Annotated in this window: 12 protein-coding genes and 2 pseudogenes; 5 read left to right on the top strand and 9 right to left on the bottom strand. The window is 46.0% G+C overall.

All coding sequences use genetic code 11. The features are described 5' to 3' along the window. Positions 1–199: 199 nt before the first annotated feature. Positions 200–1033, top strand: a pseudogene (locus LEPTO7376_RS22920) (IS982 family transposase); the annotation flags it as partial. 52 nt (positions 1034–1085) lie between these two features. Here LEPTO7376_RS22920 and LEPTO7376_RS28185 read toward each other — a convergent pair. Together LEPTO7376_RS28185 and carA are read right to left on the bottom strand one after the other, a co-directional pair. Continuing rightward, a pseudogene (locus LEPTO7376_RS28185) lies at positions 1086–1385 on the bottom strand (IS982 family transposase); the annotation flags it as partial. 120 nt (positions 1386–1505) lie between these two features. Beyond that, entirely contained in the window at positions 1506–2642 is a 1137-nt protein-coding gene (gene carA / locus LEPTO7376_RS22915) for a glutamine-hydrolyzing carbamoyl-phosphate synthase small subunit (RefSeq protein ID WP_015136370.1), read from the bottom strand. 188 nt (positions 2643–2830) lie between these two features. Between carA and LEPTO7376_RS22910 the strand changes: the two genes are divergently transcribed. Continuing rightward, the gene (locus tag LEPTO7376_RS22910; RefSeq protein WP_015136369.1) at positions 2831–3601 is read left to right on the top strand and encodes a hypothetical protein; all 771 of its coding nucleotides are present in this window, start codon (positions 2831–2833) and stop codon (positions 3599–3601) included. Here the strand turns inward: LEPTO7376_RS22910 and LEPTO7376_RS26110 are convergent. The 6 genes from LEPTO7376_RS26110 to LEPTO7376_RS22890 all read right to left on the bottom strand — a co-directional run bounded on the left by LEPTO7376_RS26110 (position 3598) and on the right by LEPTO7376_RS22890 (position 8166). Continuing rightward, complete coding sequence (locus LEPTO7376_RS26110) at positions 3598–4083, bottom strand: sensor histidine kinase KdpD (protein WP_051188849.1); 486 nt, start codon at positions 4081–4083, stop codon at positions 3598–3600. The two genes, LEPTO7376_RS22910 and LEPTO7376_RS26110, sit on opposite strands and share 4 nt — an antisense overlap. Next, entirely contained in the window at positions 4023–4700 is a 678-nt protein-coding gene (locus tag LEPTO7376_RS26105) for a response regulator (RefSeq protein WP_051188848.1), read from the bottom strand. Before LEPTO7376_RS26105 ends, LEPTO7376_RS26110 begins: the two co-directional genes overlap by 61 nt. Beyond that, complete coding sequence (locus LEPTO7376_RS26725) at positions 4678–5004, bottom strand: hypothetical protein (protein WP_160148559.1); 327 nt, start codon at positions 5002–5004, stop codon at positions 4678–4680. Before LEPTO7376_RS26725 ends, LEPTO7376_RS26105 begins: the two co-directional genes overlap by 23 nt. A gap of 263 nt (positions 5005–5267) precedes the next feature. Beyond that, positions 5268–6608 (bottom strand): cytochrome P450, encoded by a 1341-nt coding sequence (locus tag LEPTO7376_RS22900; RefSeq protein WP_015136367.1) that lies wholly within the window; start codon positions 6606–6608, stop codon positions 5268–5270. A 55-nt stretch (positions 6609–6663) separates the two neighbouring features. Then, complete coding sequence (locus LEPTO7376_RS22895) at positions 6664–7629, bottom strand: pathogenesis-related family 1 protein (protein WP_015136366.1); 966 nt, start codon at positions 7627–7629, stop codon at positions 6664–6666. Between the two features lie 63 nt (positions 7630–7692). Next, positions 7693–8166 carry a low molecular weight protein-tyrosine-phosphatase gene (locus LEPTO7376_RS22890; protein ID WP_015136365.1) on the bottom strand — a complete coding sequence of 158 codons (474 nt, stop codon included), beginning with the start codon at positions 8164–8166 and terminating at the stop codon, positions 7693–7695. 137 nt (positions 8167–8303) lie between these two features. Here LEPTO7376_RS22890 and LEPTO7376_RS22885 point away from each other — a divergent pair, with 137 nt between their 5' ends. After that, positions 8304–9677, top strand: a complete 1374-nt coding sequence (locus LEPTO7376_RS22885; protein WP_015136364.1) for a lipase — start codon at positions 8304–8306, stop codon at positions 9675–9677. Here the strand turns inward: LEPTO7376_RS22885 and LEPTO7376_RS22880 are convergent. Further along, on the bottom strand, positions 9674–10666 hold the full coding sequence (locus LEPTO7376_RS22880; RefSeq protein ID WP_015136363.1) for an NAD(P)-dependent oxidoreductase: 993 nt from the start codon (positions 10664–10666) through the stop codon (positions 9674–9676). The two genes, LEPTO7376_RS22885 and LEPTO7376_RS22880, sit on opposite strands and share 4 nt — an antisense overlap. Positions 10667–10860: 194 nt before the next feature. Between LEPTO7376_RS22880 and LEPTO7376_RS22875 the strand changes: the two genes are divergently transcribed. Then, positions 10861–11325 carry a glutathione peroxidase gene (locus LEPTO7376_RS22875; protein ID WP_015136362.1) on the top strand — a complete coding sequence of 155 codons (465 nt, stop codon included), beginning with the start codon at positions 10861–10863 and terminating at the stop codon, positions 11323–11325. A gap of 384 nt (positions 11326–11709) precedes the next feature. Beyond that, complete coding sequence (locus LEPTO7376_RS22870) at positions 11710–12909, top strand: HetZ-related protein (RefSeq protein ID WP_015136361.1); 1200 nt, start codon at positions 11710–11712, stop codon at positions 12907–12909. The last annotated feature ends 38 nt before the right edge of the window (positions 12910–12947 follow it).

Genomic DNA, 12947 nt, shown 5'->3' with positions numbered 1-12947 from the left:
AAGGACAACAGGAAAAAAGTCTTTCCCAATCTGAGTTTGAGGCTTCTTGGTTCTTTATTGAGCAGCGATTATTTTATGCAATATTCTACTGATTGAGCTCAATCAATACAATATTTTCAATTAACGTGAGTTCTGGATAAGGAAAGAAAAGGAGAAAGCCCATATCGTGGAAGTTGTAACGAATCCACGGCTTTCTCCCATGTCCAGTCTAGAGGCTCTGTTTTGCCATGTTGATGATTTCTGCCAAGTCTTTGAACCCTTATGGCATCAAGCGTTACTCAGCTCTGGCAAAAAATACCGTCGCCGTCAGAGAAGCCTCAGTCTGAGTGAGGTGATGACTATTCTCATTGCTTTCCATCAATCTCACTATCGAAATTTCAAGCATTTCTATCTCATCAAGGTGAAATGCGATTGGCAACAAGAGTTTCCTCTAGCTGTGAGCTATCAACGCTTTGTGACATGGATACCTTCGAGCTTGATTCCTCTCTGTACATATCTGCGACGATGCTTCGGACAATACACTGGTATTAGCTTCATTGATGCCACCAGCATCAAGGTTTGCCATAATCGCCGTATCTCTCAACACCGTGTTTTTGAAGGTTGCGCGGCAAGGGGCAAGACTTCGGTGGGATGGTTCTTCGGCTTCAAACTACACCTGGTCATCAATGAGCGAGGAGAATTACTCAACGTCCAAGTGACGCCCGGAAATACCGATGACCGCCAACCTGTAGTGGAGTTATGGCAAGACTTATGGGGTAAAGTCTTTGCCGATAAAGGCTATGTCTCACAATCTTTAGCCCAGCATCTTCAAGAGGAACATGAGGTGACCCTAATGGCTAAACCTCGTCGAAATATGAAGCATCATTTGATGGTTTATCAAGATAAACTTTTTGCTCGTAAGCGGGCTTTGATTGAGACAGTTATTGACCAACTGAAGAACATCTCACAGATTGAACATTCCCGACATCGCAGTCCCACAAACTTTTGTGTGAACTTGCTGTGTGGGCTGATTGCTTACTGCCATCAACCCAAAAACCTTCTTTACAGCTTGATTAGACCTATCATTCCTTATCCAGAACTCACGTTAAATAGGCACATAGAGGCACTAAGCTGGAGGGCATCCATGCCACAAAGCGTTGATAACTCACTGCTTTGGGAAAGGCTTTTTGCCAATAGTGTCGCACCATCAGGAGATAGAAATACTTGAAATTACGATAGTGAGATTGATGAAAAGCGATGAGTATCGTCATCACCTCACTCAAGCTTAGGCTTCTAGAACGGTGACGATACCTTTTGCAAGAGCTAAGTAATTCTTGATGCCACTGAGGTTCAAAGACTGGGCAGAAATCGTCAACGTCACAAAATAAAGCGTCTAAACTAAGCATAGGAGAAAGCTGTGGATTGGTTTCAACTGCCACGATATGAGCTTTCTTCTTTTCTTTCCTTATCCAGAACTCAAGTTAAAAACGTTAATTCAGTTTTTCTAGCGAGACATTTTGATTGACTTATTTGTGCTCACGCATGGTCTGCACGAACTTATCGAAAAGATAGTCTGCATCATGGGGGCCGGGGCTTGCTTCGGGGTGATATTGCACAGAGAAAAATGGCAATTCCTTATGCTCTAGACCAGCTACTGTGCGGTCATTGAGGTTGAGGTGGGTAATCTGGATATTGTCGCCCATCGACTCCTCTGTGATCGCGAAGCCGTGATTTTGGCTTGTAATCTCGATTTGCTTTTGCTTGAGACCAGCGGGTTGGTTGAGACCACGATGCCCGAACTTAAGTTTAAAGGTTTCTGCGCCGAGAGATAGACCTAAAATTTGGTGACCCATACAGATTCCAAAAGTGGGTTTTTCAGCCTTGAGGATATCCTTTACCGTTGCAATCCCTTCCGTCACAGCCGCCGGATCGCCAGGGCCATTAGAGAGAAAAATGCCGTCGGGGTTGTAGGACAAGATTTTTTCGGCAGGGGTATTCGCGGGGACAACAATGACTTTGCAACCATAGCTTGCTAAACGCCGCAGAATATTGCGCTTCACGCCAAAATCAACCGCCACAACAGTTAAATCTACATCTGACTTAGTGGTATTGCTAAATTCCCAGTGGCTATCAGTCGCTTCTGTCCACTCATAAATTTCGGTGGTGGTGACCTCTTTAACGAGATTTTGACCTTCCATGCTAGGGGTTTCTTGGAGTTGGCGGAGGAGTTCTTCTGTATCCAAAACCTCTGTAGAAATTGCGCCATTCATTGCACCGGATACCCGCAACCGTCGCGTTAAATCTCTAGTATCGATGCCATAAATACCGACAACATTATGTTGCTTTAGGTAGTCGGGTAGCGCTTGAGTTGATCGCCAATTACTCGGACGTGGCGCAATATTTCTGGCGATCGCCCCTTTAACTTGAGGGCCACCGGATTCTTCATCTTCGGGTGTCACACCAGTATTTCCCAGCTCCGGATAAGTAAACGTCACAACCTGACCGCGATAGCTCGGATCGGTGAGCACCTCCTGATAACCCGTCATGCCCGTATTAAACACAACTTCCCCAAAGGTCGTGCCTGTCGCCCCAAAGGAGCAGCCTTCGTAAGTTGTACCATCCGCGAGCACCAGAACAGCAGGTTTTGCTTTCACCAGAGACATAGAGATATGACCTTCACATTATTGACGTAACTTCTGCGCTCAATCTTACTTGATTAGACCTGCATATCTCGCGGCGATCGCCCTGAATCCGTTAATTTTTCGTGATGACATTCAGACATTACGTCAAAAACACACCAAAGTGTAAAAAATACATCTATAATGAAAGTGTAGATTTGACATTTAAATAAATGAGTGATCCACAAGATATTCAATCCCTATTCCAAGATGCCCATACAGAGGGAGTCTTATCCCAAGCTGCCTTCCAATCCCTTGATGTCCATGACCTTGGCGTGCAAATTCAGGCAGGGCTCGGCATTGAGGTGGATGATGTGATGTCCTCAGAAATTGTGTTGGTGACGATTATGCCCGATGATTCCGGGTCGATTCGCTATAGCAGCAATGCTCAAGCCGTACGAGGTGGTCACAATGCCATCCTTGATGCCCTCGATCAATGTCCCCAAAAAGACGAGATTTTGATTCACAATCGTTACCTCAATGGCACGGTACTTTACCCTTATTGCTTTCTCAACCAAGCGGTACGGATGACCCCACAAAATTATGATCCACGTTTGGGGACACCGCTCTATGACCAAAGTTTGGTGCTATTGGGGACAGTCTTAGCAAAGGCTCAGGAGTTTAGTGACAATGGCGTTCCAGTGCGAACCATTACTCTGTTGATTACAGATGGAGCGGATGTCAGTTCGCAGCGGGCAACAGCAAAAGATATCAAAGCTGTGGTGGACGATATGCTCAAAGCGGAAAATCATACGATCGCCGCGATGGGGATTGATGATGGTGGGGCAACGGATTTCCGACAGGTCTTTCGGGAAATGGGCATTCGTGATGAATGGGTGCTAACGCCTGGTCAAGGAGAACAGGAAATTCGCCAAGCTTTCCAGCTATTTTCCCAGTCGGCAGTGCAAGTTAGTCAGGCTGCTGGTAAGTTGTCAGGATTTTAAATAACAGTGTTTGTCGTTGATTTTTGGGGCAGGGTAATGTGAATGCTGGTGCCGCTATCAAGTTTGCTCTGGATATTTAGAGTACCGCCATAGATTTGCGTAATCAGTTGGGTGATCGCCAGTCCAAACCCTGCCCCTTGCTGCTCATGTTGATCCCGCTGAAATTGGCTGAGAGCACCAATATTTTTGCGTTCCTGTTCAGTCATGCCGCGACCACAATCTTTAACGACGATATGTTCTTGTTGATCTTCACTAAAAATTTTCACCACAATGGGTGTGCCTGCAGGCGAAAATTTGGCGGCATTATCGAGGAGTTCGCCTAGGAGTTGACGGCAGTCATTTTCATTGAGTTGGGTTTCATTAATGGCGATCGCCAGATCTAGATCCTCTTCCCGTTCATATTCATTTAGAGCGCGATAGGCTACTTCTGTGATGAGAATAGCTGGGGAGCTTCCAGAATTTCTGGACCATTTGAACGGCACAAATACCTTTCTTGGAGCTGCACAAAGGATAAATATTTCTGAATGAGCTGATGGAGGCGATCGCCACTCTGCTGAATATCTAGCAACAGTTCCCGCACCATGCCCGACTCTAAATTTTCGAAATCTGCCAATAAAAATTCTGATGCACCCAAAATTCCGACGAGTGGTGTCCGAAATTCGTGGGGGAGGGACATCGTAATATTTTGACGGAGCTGTTCGAGGGCACCTTCGTAATATTCTTTCAGCTGAGCTTGCTTTTTTAGGCGAATATCAATTGCCCGGAGTAATCGTCGCGTCGAAAACGGTTTCGCTAGATAATCATCAGCCCCTAGTTCCATGCCGACCCGCACATCTTCTGGCGAGGAATGTTCGGTGAGAAAAATCAACGGAATCGCTACTGTATCTTTATTTTTTTTCAGATGTCGCAGAACTTCATGCCCGCTAAGCGAAGGTAGTCCCACATCACACACAATCAGATCTGGTAATCGCTCAGTGGCGATCTCCATCCCTTTTGGCGCATCAAGAGCCGTTAGAACCTTGTACCCATGGGCGGTCAAAATATCAAAAAGAATCTCAAGGATCGCGCTTTCATCTTCAATGACTAATATTGTGGGCATTACTACCGAGTCCTAGGCAAAAAAAAGTATCTACAGTGAACGAGTTGCCGAGCTGCAACTCACGCATGAAACGAAAATTGTTGCTGTGGTGCTGGACAAATTTAGCATCAATGTCGGCTATGACAGAGGATTCTAGGAGGATTCTTATATTAAAAACACCTAAGCCTTGAGCGTTACTAGCGGAACACAACACAAGGCGATCGCCATGGGACTTGTCCCGAATTGGGCGATCACAAGAGAGATATCGACAAAGCTTCGAAGACAACTTGTCTAAAATAGGTCGTCCCAAATCTAGATCGAACATGTTTGAGCAGGCGGAAGCCTCTTTCACCATTGATTCAAATCCATGTTTACTCTCTTAGCTTAATTGAAATTTATTGAGAATCTCTTTAAAGCCTCTAATCCTTTTGATGCATTGGCGATCGCCACCCTATTCACTTGATTAGGAGAAGGTTAAGAAGCCGTAAAGATATCAATAGATTCTCAATTTCCCCATTGTTCAGAAATTGATGGAGTGAATCAGCAAAAAACAATTTTCTCGAGCTTACGGTTTCTGCTCGTATTCATCTAGGTTGTTTTTTTACGCCGCCAGAACCGAACTTGCAAACCATCCTTGGGTAAAGGGGTTGGAATGACCTGCATCGATAAATCTTGATCTGGTCGTAACTCCCAGTCATAACCCCGCACTAACATTGACCCCAAAACTTTTGCTTCGAGTCGCGCAAATTCTTTGCCGATACATTCCCGCATGCCGCCACCGAAGGGAATAAACTGGTAATTTTTTTGTTTCTCTGCGGCTCGCTCTGGTGAAAAACGTTCTGGGTCGAACCGTTCGTGATCTGGATAATTCTCTTCATCTTTGTGGGTTTGGAGGATTTGATATTGCACAGCCCAGCCTTTCGGGATCTGAAAATTTTTATACTCAAATGTCTGAATAACTTCCCGGAATCCTCCTCCCACAGGCGGCACAATTCGCAGTACCTCTTTAAACACTTGGTCGAGATAGGTCATCTGTTGAAGCGTGTTCATATCCAGCTCACCAGAAATATCTAATGCCGTTTGCTCTGCACAGATTTTCTCGAAGACATTTCGGTTTTGTCCCACAAATAGGCAAAAGGAAACCAATGATGAGGTGAGAGTTTCATGGCCTGCAAAGAGCAACAACAAAATTTGGTCTTTTAGTTCTTCGATGCTTAGGGCATTGCCGTCTTCGTCTTTTGCTCGAATCAATAGATCAAGGGCATCAGTTGGTTGATCGTCAGATTTCTGATTTGCAAGGCGATCGCCAATAATTACTTCCAATTCCTTGAGTAGCTGGGTGCGACATTTCATCGCTTTTCCAAACGTTGTCCAAGGCAAATTAATGGGTAGAGAAAAAAGACCCTGGACCCACTCCTCAAACAAATTAGCGAGAGGCGTATCTGCACCACCATCTTTCCCAATAAATAATGTACTGGCAACGTCAAACGTATATTTCCGAAGCTCGTTATACCAAGCAAATTCTTTTTTCTGTTCCCACTTGTCGAGATAGCGCTGGGTGATTTTTTCGATGGTCGGGATGTAGCTCTCTAGAGCACGAGGTTGAAAAGCCTGAAATAAAATGCGGCGACGGGAACTGTGAACACCACCTTCCTGTGTCGCCAAAGAGCTGGAACCAAGGAGAATGCGAGTACTCTTTGGCCAAGTGGCCTTCACATATTTATTTTCGTTGCGGAAGAGACATTGATTGGCCTCAGCTCCCACCATCACTACTGTGGGTTTATTGAAAATATTGGTTTTAAAGACATCACCATGCTCGTCTAGACGTTTCTGCTGGAAATTACGGTCTGTAAAAAATTCAATTGTTTCGCCAATAAACGGTAAACCAAATTTTCCGGGAGGGAGAGGCAGTTCGTTGGGGGAGGTCATGGGCGGCCTATTGCTTGCAAATCAAATCATTAAGCAAGGTAGCAAATTTCCCGAATTAATAGGGACGCTCACCCACATAATTGCCTGGTGGATCATAATTACAAACCCAAATTTCCCAGCCATTATTTTTGCGAACCATGCCGCAACCGACCTCTGTGGTTTCTTCCCAAACGATTTGGGTGTAATGGCCGCACTGTTTACCAGGCGCACAACGATTATTCGCGTAGTTGTAATCCGCTACTTCATTCCCCCAAAGATTGACGGCCTGTTCTGGTGAGAGAAATATATTTCTCCCCGTCGCCAAATTCTCACCGTAATCTGGGTTATTGGGATTGTGTTGCATTCTTTGGCTACTTGCGAGTTCTTCTGCCCAATCCTGGGCAAATTCGGCTAGATCATCAGACCAAACTAGTTCTGGTACACCGGCCTGCGATCGCCAATAATTATGAGCGGCCAACATCGCGTCAATACCCGCTTGACTGGATAAATCGTAAGTATTTGAGGAGATGCCACTCGTTTGAGCGACTTCGACATTTCTAATGCGATGGGGAAGAACATTTTCTTCAATTGTGCGATCGCCCTGATATTGGATGGCATAGCGAGTACCACTGAAACTGACAACACCATATAAGATCCGTGCCCGTAACCATTCACCATTACGCTCGACATAAACGGGCTGATCCAAATTAATGTCAGAAGTCTGGGGCTGGGCTTGGGTGGCAAGTGGTGTCATTGTCGCTGGCGTTACTGGTCGCAGACGAGTTGCCAAAACCCCTTCTTCGATAAAACCCACATCTAGGAAACGGACATCGTAGAGTCGCATGTTATCATCTGCGGTCACGCCCATAACTTCGCCAGAGCGCCATTGCCCTTGCCGTTCTATTTCAAGGCGATCGCCCACCTCAAATTCCATCTCAGCTTGGGCCAGCAATGTTTCCGCATGAGCAGAGGGCAGATTCATTGTGAGCCCACTAAAAGCCATTCCGAGACTGAGAACTAGAGCTGCTTGGGATTGGAACATGGAAAACCAGAGAAATGACGCTGCATTCCCAGACTGGTGGTGATCGCCAAAAAGTTCCTGACCTTACAACTCTTTTTTGACGTCAGTTAACAGACCATCGCAAGCATCGAGCAAGAGATCAATTACATAATCAAAGCCCGAATCCCCGCCATAATAAGGGTCTGGCACTTCACTATCCCGAAAATTTTCTGCATAGTCACACATCATTTTGACCTTATCGCCATATTCATCTTTACGATCCAGCGACAAAATATTGCGGTAATTGTCATTGTCCATCGCCAAAATTAGATCGAAGTCCTGAAAATCTGCGCGCGAAAATTGTCGGGATTGGCCGAGCAATTTAATGCCTTTTTTGCGAGCGGCAGATTGCATCCGACGATCTGGTGCAGAGCCGACATGATAGCTAGAAGTACCTGCCGAATCACAAATGATTTGTTCACCGAGACCGGCCTCATCAATGAGATGGCGCATAATATTTTCCGCCGAAGGTGACCGACAAATATTACCGAGACAGACGAACAAGAGCTTGTAGGGCATGGCGATCGCTTCCAAAATTACCAAAGAGTTATCGCGCTTTATTTTAAATTGCTGTCCAAAAAATCACTAATCCCCATGACAAATTGCCCATCTGCCTTAAAAATAGGGAAGGATTTTGTTGCAAAGGAAAAAATCGCATGTTTAAGCGTGGTCGTCGTCGTTCGTCCTACAGTCGGAGCAGAAGACGGAAAAAGAAAATTTCCCCTTGGACGGTTGTTGCAGCAATTCCCGTGGCACTTATCGGCTTGGAAATTTTAGCCAGACTCGGGTCGAGTTACTTCGAGAAAGCTGAAGACCAGCTCTCCCGCGAGGCGATCGCCCACAGCATCAAATTCGTTGACGAAGACCAGAGCGAATATCAAGGCCTTGACAACCGTGGCGAACTACTTGCGACCGAAGCCATTTCCACTGGCTATAAACTCCTCGGTGCCCAAGAAACAGAATTTTTTAGCTTGAATGAACAGGGCTTTCGAGATAACGAGCCCTTACCCGTTGCTAAACCCCAAGGTGAAATTCGCGTCTTTGTCCTCGGTAACTCTGCCGCTTTTGGCCGTGGAGTCGCAGCGAACGACATGACCGTGGCCCATCGCCTCGAACAACTTCTTAAAGATCGAGTCCAACGTCAACGCCAAGATCCCGGTAGTTATCGCCCCGATATTTTTCCGTTTTTCCAGCCTTCCAGAGAAAAACTGGTCGGCCTACCCGCAAAAATTAAGCAGGGTAATTATCGTGTGGTCAATGTCTCTGTGCCGGGTTATAGCTCTGGTAATGAGTTGGCGCAATTTGCCCTAGAGATTTTGCCCTACCAGCCAGACCTAATTGTGTTGCTCAATGGCTACGAAGATTTACTGTTGCCTGAAGATGCTGAGGCGACAGATATCCCGAAATTGGACGAGTTTGCGAAAGATCCAGACAAATATTTTCAGCAATATTGGCGCGAGTCTTTCGGCAAAAAAATTAAAAAGAGTGCCCTTATTCGCGTCATCGCCAATCTCACATCTGAGAAGTCCAATCCTCAGGTGGGAGAAGTGCTCAGTATTCGTGAACGAAATGAGCTATCCCTTGCTGAACAATTGCCCGCGTCAGAGGAAGCCTTTGCTGCCCGCCTAGAACGGTATCGCGAGAATATTAAACAATTTGTGGCTTTATGTAGCTCTGCAAGAATTCCTTTGGTGGTGGCAATTCAGCCAGAAATCACTGGTCGTCCAGAAGCAAAATTGGATGCGGCTGAGAAGGAGGTGATCGCAAATCTTCCTGCTGGATATGTGGATGGCATGACCACCTATTATCCGAAGATGGTCGAAACGGCGAAGGAGCTGGAGAAGGCTTTCCCAAACAACCTCAAAGTGCTTAATTTCTATCAGCTGAACGATAAATTTCCAACGCCAACCTTTATCGACCCCATCCACTTTAATGAAGGTGCCCATGGGGAAATGGCGCAGCAAATGTATTCGGCGATCGCCAGCATCGAGAAAATGCAGATTATCCCCGAGAATTTTTATCTCGACTAAGATTTCGCTGATTTACGAGGGACACCCGCACTGGTGAGCACATGGGTGAGCTTTGGGCAGGCGGATTCTAATCCAAAGCTACGGGGATTGTAGGTTTTCGCATAGGTGAAGTGCCGATAATCGATGCAAAACCGATCCCATGCGGCCACTTGAATGCGGAAAACTTTAATGATGAAATTGGCGAGTCCCACCGTCAGCGGAATTTTAAAGTAAACTTTTTGGCCGCGATGTTCACACAATTCGGCGATCGCCTCGTCTACCATTAAGGGTTCATTTCCGAGGACAAACAATCGATCTGGATCAAGCTCTCCCTCCGGCAAGTCGAACCGGATCAGGGGAGGGTTTTGGGCGAGATGTCGGACAACCGTCGCAATATCTTCGCCGTGAATGAAATGAAAACTCCCATCGGCACTAAAAAATTTCGCCAATCCGAGCCATTTAATCAAATCCTTTAAGCCGCCAGAGAAATGGGAGTAAGGTTTATCTGGTGCGCCACCAGCCACTAGAGTTGGGAAGACTACAGAGATTTTCGAGGCGAGATCGAGCGTCCCCAATTTCTGATAACACTCATATTTTGTTCGCACATAATCTGTCCCTAAATCTCGCGCCTCGGTCAAAATTTCGTTGTTGCGTCCTAATAGGCTTGCCGTCGAAAAATAAATAATTTGTTCGCAAGTCGTCGGGTCAAGTAAGTCAATTAATTTTGCAGTTTTAACGACGTTGGTTTCAAAGGATTCTTGGGCACCTCCCCATGCAGTTGCCGCCAAAATCGCAACATTCATGGTTTTGAGCAAGTCAGCCTGCGCTTCTATATCTATTAAATCCCCTTGGACAATGTGAATGCCTTCTCGTGCGTTGGTATCAAACTGGAGCTTCTGGGGCGATCGCACGAAGAGATAGAGTTCGTAGTCGGTATTCTGGATAAACGTTTCAGCAAGATAATGCCCGATGCAGCCGCTGGCGCCAGTGATAAAAACCTTTTTTGTCATGGATGGGGGAAGTGCAGAATTGAACCTTAGTTTATTACGACAGTGACCCCGCCGAATTTGTGGCAATCTCGAAACCGCAATGCCGTATTTCTTTATGACAAAGGCGATCGCCCATAGATGGGACTAATGGCATAGCAGATTTTGCGAAAAATGCTCGATAATAATCAATGTCGTAATATTTTTTTAATAATTACATGCCTTTACCCACAAACCTCGCAACCTTAGATGGGACTCCCCTCGCTCCAGATACCATTGCAAATAAAGTGGTTCTGTTCGTGAACGTGGCTAGTCAATGTGGTCTAACGCCCCAGTACAACGGTCTTGTGGCACTCGACAAAGAGTATGGCGATCGCGGTCTCGTCATTATTGGTGTGCCCTGTAACCAATTCGGTGCCCAAGAGCCCGGTACCCCTGAGGAAATTAAAGACTTCACGAAGAGCAAGTATGACGTAGACTTCATGCTGCTCGAAAAGCAAGATGTTAATGGTGCGAACCGTAGTCCCCTTTATCAATTCCTTGTTGGTGAAGGTGATGATATTGAATGGAACTTCGGTAAGTTCCTCATTAGCCGCAGTGGTGAAGTGATCGAGCGTTTTGATCCTCAGACTGCTCCTGATGATGCTGGCTTGAAAGCAGCTATCGAAAAAGCTCTCGGTTAAGGTTCAGATTAATTTTCTCGTAATCTACTGAGACAATAAACACGATTTTTGGCGATCGCCCTAAACTGAGATAAAGTGAACCTCCAATGGACGTTGGAGTCTAGCTAAACGCTCATCAGGGCGATTTTTCATTGAGACTATAACGATTTTTCGTTTTTTGTTTTGGGGACACCTTGCCAACTGTCCCACTAATTTCATTGGGTGTTCTACCGCACCGAGACTACACCGTAAGCAGGGCAAGGCTTACAGCGCTCCCTCTTCCTGGAAACTGCCATAAGCCTAGACCAGTTGAGAGAGTGTCACAGCGTTGTCCGGATACTACCACCCCAGCCGATAGATTCAAGGTGTCGAACACGGCACAGCAATCTACCGAGACACAACCCAATGAACACCAACACAATCGCTTCTACTTCTTTCTCTGCAACACTTCAGACTTGGCAACCGGAAAATTTAGAGCTCGATGCTTTACAAATTTGGATCGAAGCTGAATTTAAACAAGAACTCGAAACTAGTTTAAAAATGATTCGGGCGATCGCTACTCGTATGACTATCGAAGTCAAGCGCATCTGCGAAAAGAGTAAGCGCATCCAAAAATCTGGTGAGATTAAGTCTTGGGAAAAATCCCTTGCTCGCCACCGCATCAACAAGTGTGTTGGATACTATCGTCTCGGTTCTGCCCAAGGTCGCTCTGAGCTACACAGCAAACTCAGCGTCATTGTCTACCGTTACATTGCACCATCCAGAGCACAGCTAGGTTTCGCTGGTCGCTATAACCTCATCGAAGACTTCATGCAGGATTTCTATGCGGAATCCCTTAAGGCATTTCGTCGCGAAAATGATGTACCAGCAGACTATCAGCCCAAGACTCGCCTTGAACTTGCGGAATATATGGCTTTCACTGAGCAGTATGCAAAGCGTTCCATCACTCTTCCTGGCGGCTACAGCCAACAATTAATTATTCTTCGCGCTCAAACCTTTGCGAAGCGGATGCCTAAGGAAGCGGTCGTTGATATCGAAAAGGCAACTGAATTTTCTAACGATGACAACCCAGCACAACACTACTCTGCCACTATGCAGCAAGTGCGTGCTCAGCTTGTCGGTGATGTACATGACCCCACTGAGGATTCCACTCGCGATCGCCTCATTACAGCTCTATTCCAGTACTTCCAAGAGCAAGGTCACAAAGATTGTGCAGATTATCTCGCGCTCAAACTTCAAGACCTCCCTGCTTGTGAGATCGATGAAATTCTTGGCCTTACTTCTCGCCAACGCGACTATCTCCAACAGCGCTTTAAGTACCATGTTGAAAAGTTTTCCCGCAATTCCAACTGGAAAATCGTTCACCAGTGGCTTGGTGCAGATTTAGAGCAACGCCTCGGTTTAACTGACTCTCAATGGGAAAAGTTCTCTGATGATCTCAATGATCTTCAACTCGAAATCCTTGAACTCCGTGGTGAACAACTCTCTGATAAGGCGATCGCCACTGAAGTTGGGCTCACTCCCAAAAAGGTTCAGAAGCAATGGACAGCAATTCTTGAGATGGCATGGGAAATCCGTAACGCGAAAAAGAACGGCAAAAAATAAAACCCATAAATAGGCCGCGTTTCGTTTGATTAATGTCC

The sequence above is a fragment of the [Leptolyngbya] sp. PCC 7376 genome, from assembly GCF_000316605.1.
Taxonomy (GTDB): Bacteria; Cyanobacteriota; Cyanobacteriia; order Cyanobacteriales; family MRBY01; genus MRBY01.
The sequence above is the reverse complement of the archived record's forward strand: the minus strand, read 5'-3'. Positions and strand labels throughout refer to the sequence as shown.